Here is a 13,150-nt window from a genome sequence, read left to right on the forward strand (position 1 = left end):
TCAGGCCAGCAGCTTGCGCTCGGCCTTGCCGTACTTGATCGACTTCTCGTCCGGAATCATCAGGCCCGTGTGCTCGTCGCGGCCCTGCAGCAGGAAGCGTGCGTCCGGGTTGCCGATCTGTTCGGCCGCGAGCTTGCTGTCCGCGCCGATCTCGCCCTTCTTCATCCGGTTGACGATCACGCCGGCCGCGGTGTCCTTGAAATCGCGCAGCATCCACGCGTCGCCGTCGCTGTCGCCGAACACCAGCAGCGGGCCGTAGCCCTTCTTCGACGCGAGGACGTTGCGAATGCCCACCGTCTTGCCGGGCCCCCAGTTGAAATGCCAGCCGGCCGGATAGGTGCTCGTGTACTTGCCGTCCTGCATGTCGAGACGCAGGCCGATCACGTTCTCGGGCGGCACGCCGTAGCCGTAGTTCGGATTGCCGGCAAATACGCGCACGACGTCGTCGAGCGACGCGGTGCTCACGTACACGTCGATGCCGTTCGCGCGCAGCGTATGCATCACCGCGCGGATTTCCTCGTGAATGCGGATGCCGTGGAAATGCGTGTCCGCGACCACGCCGGCCTTGCCCGGCAGCGTCTTCGGGCTTTCGTAGCGGACCTTGCGCAGCGCGTCGCCGATACCGTAGTTGTTCGACGCTTCCGCCATCGCCTGCAGCTCGGCGGTCGTCATGTTCTTGTAGAAGTAGATGATCCACTTGTAGCCGACTTCGAGCGGATGCGTGTCGCAGATCGCGTCGTACATGAAGTACAGCTTCGCGCGAAAATCCTTGAACTGGTCGGTCTCGCGGATCTCGTCGAGGCTCTTGTCGCCGCCGAGGCCCTTGTAGTTCGCATGGAGCCAGCGGTAATCGGACTCGACGTCGGCGGCGAGGTCCTCCATCGTCACCGGCTTGCCGTCGAGCGTCGTGTAGTCCTTCATGAACGCGCCCTTCGGCACGTCCTTCCACATCACGCCGACGAATTCATCCGGCGTCAGCTTGTACTGCAGATGGTTGATCTGGTACATCAGCAACGCCTCTTCACAGTCGTTCATGATGCACGTGTTGTCCCAGTCGAACACCGCATACGGGCGGCGCTTTCCGTCGTAGTGCGCGCTCGCGACACCATGCCGGTCGAGCACCGCCTGCAGGCGCGCGGCGTTGAACGGCGACCAGCGGCCCGGGTCCAGCGCGTCCGGCGCGGCTACGCTCTTCGCGCCGGACGTGCCGGCCTTGAGCATCAGCGGCGTCGCGGCGGTCGCCGCGGCAAGGGTGTTCATGAACCGGCGGCGCTGCATGGTCTCTCTCCGTGGAAATGTCGAATCGGCTTCGGTCGCCCCGCGCGACGCGCGACACACCGGCCCCGCGAAGCCGCAAAGGCTTCGAATCCGGGCGCATGATGTGACGAAATTATTTCGGCAATTTGACAGCGTCGCGCCACGACACGACGGAGAGTTGATCCGGCGCGACATCCCGGGCCCGTGCGGCGCTCCCCGGCCGGCCCCCGCCGCTCGAGACGCGTGCGCAGCGATGGACATCCGGCCCCCACCGCCGGAAACCTAGAGCAACCCCTCCATTTCGACCCTTCATTAGGAGAAGCCCTCATCTCCGGGCGCTGGCGCGCGACGTCGAATCGGCTATTATCGTTACATCACACAATGGCACATTAAATGCTGACTGAATAATCCGCCTCCGAATCACCGGCGGAAGCGTTCCGGATCAGCGCCCAGCCTTGCACAAGGACCCGCATCGCGCCGACACGCAAACGCGGGCCGACACATGGAGACGCATCATGACCGCCCACCATCCGCTGCCGGAAGTCCACCTCGACGAGCTGCCGCAATTCCGCGCGGTCCAGCAACTGGCCTACCGCTGCGTCGAGACCGTCGGCGCGATGCTCTACCCCGGCATCACCGAGAAGGAAGCCGCGCGCCTGCTGACCGAATGGCTGCAGGATCACGGCGTGCACGACTGGCTGCACAAGCCGTTCGCGTGGTTCGGCGACCGCACCGCATTCGACGGCTTCTCGGGCCTCAAGCACATGGGCGGCTTCAATCTCGCGTTCTTCCCGAGCAACCGTCAGCTCGAAACCGACATGCCGGTGATCCTCGACGTCGCGCCCGTGCTCGACGGCATCGTCGCCGATGTCGGCTATGCGCACTGCGTCGGCCGCAACCCGATCCTCGAGCAGTTGCAGGACGACCTGATGGACCACCGCGACATGATCGTGCGGCTCGTGAAGGCGCGCCGGTCGATGGCGGAGGTCGCGCAGGAAGTCGACGCGCTGTGCCGCCGCCAGGGCGTCGACCCGCGCCACAAGGCCTATCCGTTCAAGGTGCTCGCGCATCGTGTCGCGAAGATCCACAAGCTGTCGAAGCCGCGCTTCGTCGCGCGCTTCGGGCTGAACGCGACGCGCAACCTGCTGCTCGACCAGGGCCGCGCGGCGAAGCAGCAGGGCTGGTCACCGCTGTGGTCGATCGACCGCCGCTCCGAGCATGCGCCGGTGCCGGGCCTGTGGGCCGTCGAGCCGCATCTCGGCTTCGCGGGCGTCGGCGCGAAATTCGAGGAACTGCTCGTGATCACCGACGACGACGCGTACTGGCTCGACGACGACCTGCCGCACGTGCGCCGCTGGCAGCGCCGCCAGGCCGAGCGCGCGCAGGCGGCGGCGAACGTGCCGGCCGCCGCTTGACACGCACGTCACGCGCCCTCCTCCCGACTCCCTGAACGACGGACTCACGATGCAGCCTCTTTCCGACGAAGCGCCGCTGGCCCTGTTCGAATCGGTTCACAGCGAAACGGCGGTCGCCTCCGGCGACCTGACGCTCGCGGTGCGCACCTGGGGCGACCCGGCCCGCTCGCCGGTCGTGCTGGTGCACGGCTATCCCGACGACAGCAGCGTCTGGCGGCACGTCGCGCCGCTGCTTGCGCGCAAACACTACGTGATCGCGTACGACGTGCGCGGCGCGGGCCTGTCCGGCGTGCCGACGCGCACGGCCGACTACCATCTCGCGAAGCTGACCGACGATTTCGTCGCGGTGATCGACGCGCTCTGCCCCGGCCGCGCGGTGCACCTCGTCGCGCACGACTGGGGGGCGATCCAGGGCTGGGAATTCGTCACCGATCCGCGCCTGGCCGGCCGCATCGCGTCATATACGTCGTGCTCGGGCCCGTGCCTCGACCACGTCGGCTTCTGGCTGCGCGAACGCGTGCTGCACCCGACGCCCGCGTCGCTGGCCAGGCTCGGCGGCCAGCTCGTGCGCTCGTGGTACGTCTACCTGTTCCACCTGCCGCTCCTCCCCGAACTCGGCTGGCGGCTGTGGCTCGGCCGCGCGTGGCCGGGCCTGCTGCGCCGGATCGAGAAAACGCCCGCCACGCCGCGCCCGACGCAGGCCGACGACGGCGCGCGCGGCGTGCGCCTCTACCGTGCGAACTTCATCCGCTGCCTGTTCGCGCCGCGCGAACGCTATGCGCATGCGCCGGTGCAGACGATCGTGCCGCTCGGCGACAAGTACGTGAGCCCCGCGCTGTCCGAGAACCTGTCGCGCTGGGTGCCGCGGTACTACCGCCGCGAAGTCGCGGCCGGCCACTGGCTGCCGCTCGCCGATCCCGCGCGCTTCGCGGATCTCGCCGGTCAATTGATCGATTCGGTCGAATCCGGCGACGAACCGCCCGCGCTCGCGAACGCGCGCCGCCGCGCGACCAGCGGGCGCTTCAGCGGCAAGGTCGCGGTCGTCACCGGCGCGGGCAGCGGCATCGGCCGCTGCGCGGCGCTGGCCTTCGCACGCGAAGGCGCGACGGTCGTCGCATGCGACATCGATCTCGCGAGCGCCGAGCGCACCGCGCTGCTCGTCGGGCTGACCGGCGCGCACGCGCATGCGAAACGCGTCGACGTCGGGTCCGCCGACGAAATGGAAGCGCTCGCGACCTGGGTCGGCAGCGAACTCGGCGGCGCGGACGTCGTGATCAACAACGCGGGCATCGGGATGGCCGGCGGCATCCTCGACACGAGCACGCGGCACTGGGAGCGCATCCTGCACGTGAACCTGTGGGGCGTGATCCACGGCTCGCGGCTGTTCGCGCAGCAGATGGCCGCGCGCGGCGCCGGCGGGCACATCGTCAACACCGCGTCGGCCGCCGCGTTCGGGCCGTCGCGCGACCTGCCCGCGTATGCGACGACGAAGGCCGCGGTGCTGATGCTCAGCGAATGCATGCGCGCGGAACTCGCCGGGAAAGGCATCGGCGTGACGGCCGTGTGCCCCGGGTTCGCGGAAACGGGAATCATGGCGTCGACGCACTACGCGGGTGCGAGCGCCCAGGACGAAGCGCGGCTGCGCAAGCGCGCGACCAGGCTATACCAGATGCGCGGCCTGAAACCCGAAACCGTCGCGCAGGCGATGATCGACGGCGTGCTGCGCAACCGCCCCGTCGTCGCGGTCGGCGGCGAAGCGCACGCGATGCGCTTCGTCGGCCGCTTCATGCCGTGGCTGGGCCGGATGATCGCCCGCGTCAGCATGGCATCGCATTGACGGCGCACGACGCCGCACAGGGAGACGACATGAACGATACCGCCGACTACCACAAGATCAGGGCCCGACACGTGAAGTTCGACTTCAGCGACACGCCGGTCACCTGGGTGCCGAACGATCCGGGCAGCACGCACATCATCAACACGCTGAACCTGCTGTTCCCGGAGGGCGAGCTGTGGTTCTGCCGCGTCTACAACAAGGCGCTGCCGTTGATCGCCGATGCGCGACTGCGCGACGAAGCCGAAGGCTTCCTGCGCCAGGAAGCCGTGCACTCGCGCTCGCACGGCGGCGTGCTGAAGCACTACTACGACCGTCACGGCATCGACACGAAGCCGTTCACGCAAAAGCTCAACCGGTTGTTCACACGCGTGCTCGGCGAACGGCCGCTCGGGCTGAAGATCGGCCATACGCGCTTCTGGCTGCGGCAGCAACTGGCCGTGATCGCTTCGCTCGAGCATTTCTTCGGCTATCTCGGCAACTGGGTGCTCAACGCGCACGGCCTCGACGAAGGCCATGCGGACCCGACGATGGTCGACCTGCTGCGCTGGCATGGCGCCGAGGAAGTCGAGCACCGCACCGTCGCGTTCGACATCTACCGGCACTTGGGCGGCACCTATCCGGAGCGCTGCGTGCACATGGCGTTGGTGATCCTGCTGCTGCTCCACTACATCACGACCGGCGCGAAGTTCATGTACCGGCGCGATCCGGACGCCGGCCGCTACCCGGGCTTCGTGCTCGCGTGGTGGCGGGGTTCGCGGCGCGGGCACCTGCCGTCGTTCTGGAAGGTGATCGGCGCGGCGCTGCGCTATTTCAAGCCAGGCTATACGCCGCACCACGAAGGTTCGACCGAGCAGGCGCTCGCCTACCTCGCCCGCTCGCCGGCCGCCCAGGCGGCCGCGCACGGCGGCAACTGGGGCACGACGAAAGGCGCGTGACCGGGTTGCCGGCCGGTTCGGCGGGCGGCGCCCGCCGAAATGCGTACAATCGCGGCTTCAATTTCCCGGAGGTGCCGCGATGGCCATGAAGAAAACCGATCTCGAAAAGAACAAGGCGCTCAAGCTGACGCACGCGATGAAACAGTCGAGCTCCGCGCGTTTCGGCAAGGGCGCCGAAGAAGCGGCCAAGCTGGACCGCCGCGCGCAGCGCAAGCTCGACCAGGAACAGGGCCTCGTGCCGTTCGCGTGCAAGCTCAACGCGGAGCTGGTCGAACAACTGAAGGCACGCGCGGCCACGCACCCGGAAGGGATGACGGGCCTGCTGTCCGAGCTGCTCGTGAACGGCCTCGCGCAACGCGACGCGTAATTGCCACGTATCTCGAAATTTCCGTTGACAGGGCCCTGCGGCCACGACACACTCGTTCGCATGCCTATGCTCAAGCCCATCGCCATCGCGCATCAAAAACGAGTGAACGCCCATACGTGGCGATCGCCGGGGGCGCTTGTGCATTAGCATCGAGATTTCAGTCATGCATGTCACGAGGCCTCGCCGGAACCGGATGAGGCCTTTTTGTTTTGTTGCGCGTCATCCCGCCCGGCTCAACGATGGAGATGACGATGGACCAAGCAAGCCGGCTGGTTGTTTGCCCCGATCGGTGCCGCACCGATACGATCTCGTTGCCGAGAGTCGAGTTGCATTTCACGGTCGCGCCGCGCAAGACGCTGACGTGGCGCGCGCAGCACGACGCCGAGATCCGCGTGCATGATGCGACGCTGTGGATCACGCGGCTCGGCAGCGTCGACGATTACTGGATCCGCTCCGGCGACGTGCTGCGCGTGCAACGCGGCGAACGCGTGTGGATCGGCACCGACGGCGACCAACCGGCGCAGGCATCGATCACGACCGCGTACGTACGGCACGGCGAACGCGTCAGGCGCACGCTCGCGCAAGTGCAACGTTTGCTCGTGAAGGTAGGGAGAAGGAGCGGATGAGCGGCGCGCCGTTACACGCACGATACGCGGAACGGCCGCGACCGGAAACGGGCGCACCCGCGGCGCAATGCGCCGCGGGTGCGCATCGAAGAACGCGGCACGCCGATGCGTGCCGCGAGCGATCGCGCGCCATGCGCAGCGAGAGGATGCTGCAGGTGCATCAGGTGCTGGCGGCGAGACGCGGGCCCGTGCTTCGTGGAGTGGAATCGAGGTCGGGGCGTTGCGCAGCCTGCGAGGTCACCCACGGATCGATGCCCTGCTTCTGCACCTCTTCGAGGAATGACACACGTGTGCGCCAGTAATCCGCCTGTAATTTCGCATCGATGACGCGCTGTTCGGCTGCGAACAGTTCCATGCGCGCCGTCACGAGCATCGACGCGGCGGTTTTTTCCGGCGTGGGGGCGTGTCGCATCGCCCAACGGCTGATCCAGTTCAACATGCTGACCTCCGTGATTACGGACGAACCCGCATCGGGCAATCGCAATCGGCCGTGCCTGACCGGCCGTGCGTGACTGGCCGCGCCTGCCCAAACGCGCAACGGCCTTGACCGCCATTCACCGCCTGGCCTGCACGGACTGCGACTTCCCCGCGTCGGCAATGATCGGCCGGCGTGTGCATGTGCGGTGTATCTATCCTAGAAAGACTTGCCGGTTTACGCGATGGGGTCTTGCATTCTTTTACACAGAAACCACAGTCGCCCCCGCATCGCGAAATGACAGTTGCGGACGGGACGGCTTCGGCGCACGATAATCCGGTCCCTGCCGCCGCCTGGACAGACGAATGGCCGCCGCACGCGGTTGCCGGGTCGTGTGTCCGCACCGGCGGCACACGTGCGTTCGCACGAACGCGCCGCCTGCACCGCATTCGTGCAGCATGCGGGCGCTCCGTTTCAGTCGCATGTCGTCGCGCACCGGGTGCGCGCGACGCAGCCGGCATGCCGTTGCGCACGCATCGGCTGGTTTCGCCCGCCTGCCGGGCGCCCCTTCCGCTCGTTTCCTTCGTTCCCGCCGTTTCGGCCATTTCCGCCGGCCGGTGCCGCACGAACCGGTAAAATGCGCGCCTTCGTCGCGCGGGCGGGCTGCCGGACCGTTTGCGCGCAGGCAACCGATCGTGCCCTCCAACTATATCGTCCGAGCTATCCACGCTATTACAATCCGCCGATAGCCGGACAATAGTGGCTGGTTACAGTTAGCCGGCCGCGCTGCCTGTACAACAATTCGGCACAACAATCAACACGACAACCCGACCGGAGAAACGCCTTCATGGAATCCATCAAGCGGTATTTCGGCTTCGCTGAAGCCGGCACCGATTTCCGCACCGAAATACTCGCGGGCGTCACCACGTTCCTGACGATGGCCTACATCATCTTCGTCAACCCCGCGATCCTCGGCGACGCCGGCATGCCGAAGGAATCCGTGTTCGTCGCGACCTGCCTCGTCGCGGCGCTGGCGTCGATCATCATGGGGCTGTACGCGAACTACCCGATCGCCTGCGCGCCCGGCATGGGCCTGAACGCATATTTCGCGTACACGGTCGTCAAGGGAATGGGCTTCACGTGGCAGGCCGCTCTCGGCGCGGTGTTCATCTCCGGCTGCCTGTTCCTGCTCGTCACGCTGTTCCGCGTGCGCGAGGCGATCGTCAACGGCATTCCGAAATCGCTGCGGATTTCCATTACCGCCGGCATCGGCCTGTTCCTCGGCATCATCTCGCTGAAGACGTCGGGCGTGATCGTCGGCAACCCGGCCACGCTCGTCACGCTCGGCGATCTGCACAAGCACGAGACGATCCTCGCGATCGTCGGCTTCTTCGCGATCGTCACGCTCGACCATCTGCGCGTGCGCGGCGCGATCCTGATCGGCATCATCGGCGTGACGATCCTGTCGTTCTTCTTCGCCGGCAACCAGTTCCACGGCGTGTTCTCGGCGCCGCCGTCGATCGACGCGACGCTGTTCAAGCTCGACATCGGCGCCGCGCTGTCGACCGGCATCATCAACGTGATCCTCGTGTTCTTCCTCGTCGAGCTGTTCGACGCGACGGGCACGCTGATGGGCGTCGCGAATCGCGCGGGCCTGCTCGTCGAAGGCAAGATGAACCGCCTGAACAAGGCGCTGCTCGCCGACAGCACGGCGATCGTCGCGGGCTCGGTGCTCGGCACGTCGTCGACCACCGCGTACATCGAAAGCGCATCGGGCGTGCAGGCCGGCGGCCGCACCGGCGTGACGGCCATCACCGTCGCGGTGCTGTTCCTCGCGTGCCTGTTCATCGCGCCGCTCGCCGGCGTCGTGCCGGGCTACGCAACCGCACCGGCACTGCTCTACGTGTCGTGCCTGATGCTGCGCGAGATGGTCGAGGTGCCGTGGGACGATGCGACGGAAGCCGTGCCGGCCGCGCTGACCGCGCTGCTGATGCCGTTCACGTACTCGATCGCGAACGGCGTCGCGTTCGGCTTCATCGCGTACGGCGGCCTCAAGCTGCTGACGGGCCAGGCGCGCACGGTCAAGCCGATCGTGTGGATCATCGCGGCCGTGTTCCTGTTCCGCTTCTTCTATCTCGGCAGCGAGTAAGCGCGGAACGCACACCGGCGCGACGCACGATGAAAACGCCACCTTCGGGTGGCGTTTTCGTTTTCGCACGATTGCTCTGCGATCCTCATGAATCGACGTGCACGAGCGCGCCGACGCTCGGGCAATCCCGCACGGCCCGCATACGAAAATGCCGCGCGGCCCCGCCGAACGGCATTGCGTGAAGGCAATGTCCTCGCGTGCGCCGCGCTCGAGCGCATGCGCCGCCGGACGGACGTCGTGTCGTCAGCGCCAGTTGGCCTCGTAGAAGCGCACGTAGCCGCTGCGCAGCGTCACGCATTGCGCACGTGTCTCCGACAGCAGGCGCCGTGCGGCCGCCTCGATGCGCTCACGATGCTGGTCGAATGCGCCGACCATGTCCTCGAAGCGCGGCGATGCGGCGCCGAAGTGGTCTTCCAGCGCCTCGGCGGTGATCTGGCACTGGACGCGCTCGCCATTGACCAGTGCCGTGAACCCCAGCATCAGGTCACGCCCCGAATACTCGGGCTTCTCGTTCGTGAAATGGATCTGCATGGGCGCTGCCTCGACCGGTAGAAAACGAATGACCGCGTCCGTCGTCCGCTACCGGCCGGACGAAATGCACGCGGGCTCGCCGGCGGAGGCCCCGGCCGCGGAGTGTGGCGCGGTCGATGCATGCCGGTTGAATTCCACTTTAGACGGTTTCGCGCGGGAGACAAAAAATTCGGTGTGCGTCGTTCCGACGCGCATTTCGTCTGATCTGCGCGGCATCCGGCACTGTTTCGCCAACGGACGTCAGTGCGGATCGGTCGGCCAGACGTTGAGCGCGATCGCGGCGGTCGTGACGCCCACCGCAATCGCGGCCGCCCCGTATCTCACCGCATCGGTCAGATCGAACAGCAACCCGTGGATCGCCACGGCAATGCCGCCCAGCATGATGAAAGTGGCGATGGCCGCCAGCACGACTCTCAGTTCCGCCCGAACCATGATGCGTCTCCCGAACGGATGCATGTCGCGTCGCATGCATGTTGCACCGCGGAACACGGCGCGCGCGTGCTCCATTTCCATCATTGCAGGCGGGCGCTTAAAAGCAAGGGGATTTTGTTGGCAGTCGCGCATCGCACGTGGCGCTTGTATGATGATGCGTACCCGGACGGACGGCTGGCGCGCCGAATGGTGCGCCGCGAGCGGAGCCGCACTGCGCCGCCGATGCCGATCCGGTTGCCCCGGCGGCCCCGGGAACAGGAGACAAACCATGCCGCAACCCTTCGTGCTGCCCGCCACCGCCGGGCGTACCGACCTGCTCGCGCAGGCGCATGCGCGTTCGACCGCGGTCGGCCTGCGCGCGCACGAACGCCCCGATTTCTCGCCGCTGTCGCGCGTCGCGCTGCGCGAACTGCTCGACACGAATCACACGCTGTTCTCGCACGCGCGACCGGTGATGGAGGACCTCCACGCGCAGATCGCCGATACGCAAAGCCTCGTGCTGCTGACCGACGCCGACGGCGTGATCCTGCACAGCATCGGCGATGCGGACTTCATCGAGAAGGCAAACCGCGTCGCGCTCTGCGACGGCGTGTCGTGGGCCGAAGGCGCGCGCGGCACGAACGCGATCGGCACCGCGCTCGCGTCCGGCCAGGCCGTCGTCGTGCACGGTTCCGAACATTTCCTGCGCGCGAACCATATCCTCACCTGCGCCTGTGCGCCGATCGTCGATCCGTTCGGCCGCACGCTCGGCACGCTCGACGTGAGCGGCGACCCGCGCGGCTCCAGCCCGCATACGCTCGCGCTCGTGCGGATGTCGGCGCAACTGATCGAGAACCACCTGTTCGCGAACCAGTGCGGCGAAGCGCTGCGGCTGCGCTTTCACGCACACGAGGATTGCGTCGATTCGCTGTTCGCCGGGCTCGTCGCATTCGGCGCCGACGGCAGGCTGATCGCCGCGAACCGCAGCGCCCAGTTTCAGCTCGGCGCGTCGTTCGACACCCTGCAGCACCAGGCCAGCGACGCACTGTTCAGCATGCGCTTCGGCGAGCTCGCGCGGCAGGCCGCCCGCGCGCCGGGCGCCACGTTCCGCCTCACGCTGTCGACCGGCGTGCGCGTGCTCGCACGCTGCGAATTCCCGGAAGCGCAGAAAACGACCGTCGCCGTCACGCCGCCCGCGCCGGCCGCACGCATGCGCGCACCGGACCCCGATGCGATCACGTTCGCGACGCTCGACACCGGCGACGCGCGCATGGCCGCCGTGCTCGAACGCGTCGCGAAGATCCGCGGGCGCGACCTCCCGCTGCTGATCCTCGGCCAGACCGGCACCGGCAAGGAATGGCTCGCCCGCGCGCTGCATCAGGCGTCGCCGCGCGCGGACGGCCCGTTCGTCGCGGTCAACTGCGCGGCGCTGCCCGATTCGCTGATCGAGGCCGAGCTGTTCGGCTATGAAGACGGCGCGTTCACCGGCGCACGCAAGCGCGGCAGCCCCGGCAAGATCGCACAGGCCGACGGCGGCACGCTGTTTCTCGACGAGATCGGCGACATGCCGCTCGCGCAGCAGGTGCGGCTGATGCGCGTGCTGCAGGAGCGCGCGGTGATGCCGCTCGGCGGCGCACGCGCGGTGCCGGTCGACGTGCGCGTGGTGTGCGCGACCCACCGCGACCTGCGCGCGATGATCGCGGAGGGCACGTTCCGCGAGGATCTGTTCTACCGGATCAACGGGCTCGCGGTCACGCTGCCGGCGCTCGCGACGCGCACCGACCTGCCCGCGCTCGTCGAACGGATCCTCGCGCGGCTCGCGCGCAGCGAGCCGATGCCACGCCGCCTCGCGGCCGACGTGCTCGACGCGTTCGCGCGCCACCGCTGGCCCGGCAACCTGCGGCAGATGACCAACGTGCTGCGCACGGCCGGCATGCTCGCCGAAGACGAAGCCGAGATCACGCTCGCGCATTTGCCCGACGACTTCTGGCTCGACTGCGACGATGCGCCGGCTACGCCGGAAGCAGCCACATCGATCCCGTCGGCCGGCAGGCGCGAAGGCACGACGCTGCAAAGCCATCAGGCCGCGATGATCGATGCAGTGCTCGCGCGGCATGGCGGCAACGTATCGGCGGCCGCGCGCGAGCTCGGCCTCGCGCGCAATACCGTGTACCGGTATCTGCGGCGCCACTGACACCCGCGGCGGGCGGCCGTCGGCCGCCGGCGGGTTCGGGTATGCTTGGCGCGATGCCGCCGAACCGCCCGCTTCATTCATGACCGATCCAGATCACCCGCCCCTCGTGCGCGTCGACCCGCTCGGCGCAACCTTCGACGCGCCCGATTCGCTGACCGTGCTCGAAGCCGCCGCGTTCGCGCGCGTGTCGCTGCCGCGCTCGTGCCGCAACGGCACGTGCCGAAGCTGCCTTTGCCGGATCGTCAGCGGCAGCGTACGCTATACGATCGAATGGCCGGGGCTCTCCCGCGAGGAAAAGGCCGACGGCTATACGCTGCCGTGCGTGGCCGTCGCGACGTCGGATCTCGTGCTCGACGTGCCCGACGCGGTCATGCTCGACTAGACGCGGCGTGCGCCCGCGCACGTCGTCCTGCAACGCTCGATCCTGCATGGAGAACGTGATGGCCCAGCCAACCGATCGCATCGAAAAACAGACGCTGCTCGCCGCACCGCCCGACCGCGTCTGGGCGGCCGTCAGCGATTCCGACGAATTCGGCCAGTGGTTCGGTGTCGCGTTCGACGGCCCGTTCGAGGCCGGCCAGCCGCTGTTCGGCCGCATCACGCCGACCCGCGTCGACGACGACGTCGCCAAGGCGCAGGAGCCCTACGCTGGCACCGTGTTCGAAATCGTCGTCGATCGTATCGAGCCAAAACGACTGTTCTCGTTTCGCTGGCATCCGTTCGCGATCGATCCGAATGTCGATTACGCGTCCGAGCCGATGACGCTCGTCACGTTCACGCTCGCGGCGCAAGCCGGCGGTACGCTGCTCACGGTCACCGAAACAGGCTTCGACCAGTTGATCGAAGCGCGTCGCGCGACGGCGCGCGACATGAACGACCAGGGCTGGGCCGCGCAGATGACGCTGATCGCGAAGTATCTGGCGAAGCACGCGTAGCGCGCCGCGATGCCGCACGCGCCGACCGACTCGCGAATCGACGTGCGTGGCATAATCGGCTCCATCGTCGTCCACCCG

13 protein-coding genes are annotated in these 13,150 nt (G+C 67.6%); 9 read left to right on the forward strand and 4 right to left on the reverse strand.

Annotated features, from left to right (window positions below):
* On the reverse strand, window positions 1–1,278 hold the full coding sequence (locus KPB06_RS31265; protein WP_059584514.1) for an HAD family hydrolase: 1,278 nt from the start codon (window positions 1,276–1,278) through the stop codon (window positions 1–3).
* A gap of 494 nt (window positions 1,279–1,772) precedes the next feature.
* Between KPB06_RS31265 and KPB06_RS31270 the strand changes: the two genes are divergently transcribed.
* The 5 genes from KPB06_RS31270 (at window position 1,773) to KPB06_RS31290 (ending at window position 6,437) form a co-directional block, all read left to right on the forward strand.
* Complete coding sequence (locus KPB06_RS31270; RefSeq protein WP_059585092.1) at window positions 1,773–2,672, forward strand: M24 family metallopeptidase; 900 nt, start codon at window positions 1,773–1,775, stop codon at window positions 2,670–2,672.
* A 49-nt stretch (window positions 2,673–2,721) separates the two neighbouring features.
* The gene (locus KPB06_RS31275; RefSeq protein WP_059584512.1) at window positions 2,722–4,509 is read left to right on the forward strand and encodes an SDR family oxidoreductase; all 1,788 of its coding nucleotides are present in this window, start codon (window positions 2,722–2,724) and stop codon (window positions 4,507–4,509) included.
* A 29-nt stretch (window positions 4,510–4,538) separates the two neighbouring features.
* Window positions 4,539–5,444 carry a metal-dependent hydrolase gene (locus tag KPB06_RS31280; protein ID WP_059584510.1) on the forward strand — a complete coding sequence of 302 codons (906 nt, stop codon included), beginning with the start codon at window positions 4,539–4,541 and terminating at the stop codon, window positions 5,442–5,444.
* Window positions 5,445–5,523: 79 nt separating this feature from the next.
* Window positions 5,524–5,811, forward strand: a complete 288-nt coding sequence (locus KPB06_RS31285) for a hypothetical protein (protein ID WP_059525440.1) — start codon at window positions 5,524–5,526, stop codon at window positions 5,809–5,811.
* A 251-nt stretch (window positions 5,812–6,062) separates the two neighbouring features.
* Window positions 6,063–6,437, forward strand: coding sequence for a DUF2917 domain-containing protein (locus KPB06_RS31290; protein WP_059585091.1), 375 nt, complete (start codon window positions 6,063–6,065; stop codon window positions 6,435–6,437).
* 160 nt (window positions 6,438–6,597) lie between these two features.
* On the opposite strand, the gene KPB06_RS31295 is transcribed toward KPB06_RS31290, so the two are convergent.
* On the reverse strand, window positions 6,598–6,876 hold the full coding sequence (locus KPB06_RS31295) for a hypothetical protein (protein ID WP_006480752.1): 279 nt from the start codon (window positions 6,874–6,876) through the stop codon (window positions 6,598–6,600).
* Between the two features lie 823 nt (window positions 6,877–7,699).
* Here KPB06_RS31295 and KPB06_RS31300 point away from each other — a divergent pair.
* A complete protein-coding gene (locus tag KPB06_RS31300) occupies window positions 7,700–9,001 on the forward strand; it encodes an NCS2 family permease (RefSeq protein WP_059584507.1) in 1,302 nt (433 codons plus the stop codon).
* Between the two features lie 243 nt (window positions 9,002–9,244).
* On the opposite strand, the gene KPB06_RS31305 is transcribed toward KPB06_RS31300, so the two are convergent.
* On the reverse strand, window positions 9,245–9,532 hold the full coding sequence (locus KPB06_RS31305; protein WP_006486743.1) for a DUF1488 family protein: 288 nt from the start codon (window positions 9,530–9,532) through the stop codon (window positions 9,245–9,247).
* A 240-nt stretch (window positions 9,533–9,772) separates the two neighbouring features.
* On the reverse strand, window positions 9,773–10,048 hold the full coding sequence (locus tag KPB06_RS31310; RefSeq protein WP_226291178.1) for a DUF2964 family protein: 276 nt from the start codon (window positions 10,046–10,048) through the stop codon (window positions 9,773–9,775).
* Between the two features lie 184 nt (window positions 10,049–10,232).
* Between KPB06_RS31310 and KPB06_RS31315 the strand changes: the two genes are divergently transcribed.
* From KPB06_RS31315 to KPB06_RS31325, 3 genes are all read left to right on the forward strand, one after another.
* The gene (locus KPB06_RS31315) at window positions 10,233–12,137 is read left to right on the forward strand and encodes a sigma-54-dependent Fis family transcriptional regulator (protein WP_059584505.1); all 1,905 of its coding nucleotides are present in this window, start codon (window positions 10,233–10,235) and stop codon (window positions 12,135–12,137) included.
* A 79-nt stretch (window positions 12,138–12,216) separates the two neighbouring features.
* The gene (locus tag KPB06_RS31320; protein WP_059584503.1) at window positions 12,217–12,519 is read left to right on the forward strand and encodes a 2Fe-2S iron-sulfur cluster-binding protein; all 303 of its coding nucleotides are present in this window, start codon (window positions 12,217–12,219) and stop codon (window positions 12,517–12,519) included.
* Window positions 12,520–12,577: 58 nt separating this feature from the next.
* Window positions 12,578–13,072 carry an SRPBCC family protein gene (locus KPB06_RS31325; RefSeq protein ID WP_059585090.1) on the forward strand — a complete coding sequence of 165 codons (495 nt, stop codon included), beginning with the start codon at window positions 12,578–12,580 and terminating at the stop codon, window positions 13,070–13,072.
* Window positions 13,073–13,150: the final 78 nt, after the last annotated feature.

It is taken from the genome of Burkholderia semiarida (genome assembly GCF_029268935.1).
GTDB classification, from domain to species: domain Bacteria; phylum Pseudomonadota; class Gammaproteobacteria; order Burkholderiales; family Burkholderiaceae; genus Burkholderia; species Burkholderia semiarida.

Bases quoted from the DNA above. Each gene is read 5' to 3' on its own strand.
- KPB06_RS31310 (WP_226291178.1), bottom strand. From the start codon at position 10,048: ATGATGGAAATGGAGCACGCGCGCGCCGTGTTCCGCGGTGCAACATGC.
- KPB06_RS31265 (WP_059584514.1), bottom strand. From the start codon at position 1,278: ATGCAGCGCCGCCGGTTCATGAACACCCTTGCCGCGGCGACCGCCGCG.
- KPB06_RS31280 (WP_059584510.1), top strand. From the start codon at position 4,539: ATGAACGATACCGCCGACTACCACAAGATCAGGGCCCGACACGTGAAG.
- KPB06_RS31320 (WP_059584503.1), top strand. From the start codon at position 12,217: ATGACCGATCCAGATCACCCGCCCCTCGTGCGCGTCGACCCGCTCGGC.
- KPB06_RS31270 (WP_059585092.1), top strand. From the start codon at position 1,773: ATGACCGCCCACCATCCGCTGCCGGAAGTCCACCTCGACGAGCTGCCG.
- KPB06_RS31325 (WP_059585090.1), top strand. From the start codon at position 12,578: ATGGCCCAGCCAACCGATCGCATCGAAAAACAGACGCTGCTCGCCGCA.
- KPB06_RS31285 (WP_059525440.1), top strand. From the start codon at position 5,524: ATGGCCATGAAGAAAACCGATCTCGAAAAGAACAAGGCGCTCAAGCTG.
- KPB06_RS31305 (WP_006486743.1), bottom strand. From the start codon at position 9,532: ATGCAGATCCATTTCACGAACGAGAAGCCCGAGTATTCGGGGCGTGAC.
- KPB06_RS31300 (WP_059584507.1), top strand. From the start codon at position 7,700: ATGGAATCCATCAAGCGGTATTTCGGCTTCGCTGAAGCCGGCACCGAT.
- KPB06_RS31315 (WP_059584505.1), top strand. From the start codon at position 10,233: ATGCCGCAACCCTTCGTGCTGCCCGCCACCGCCGGGCGTACCGACCTG.
- KPB06_RS31290 (WP_059585091.1), top strand. From the start codon at position 6,063: ATGGACCAAGCAAGCCGGCTGGTTGTTTGCCCCGATCGGTGCCGCACC.
- KPB06_RS31295 (WP_006480752.1), bottom strand. From the start codon at position 6,876: ATGTTGAACTGGATCAGCCGTTGGGCGATGCGACACGCCCCCACGCCG.
- KPB06_RS31275 (WP_059584512.1), top strand. From the start codon at position 2,722: ATGCAGCCTCTTTCCGACGAAGCGCCGCTGGCCCTGTTCGAATCGGTT.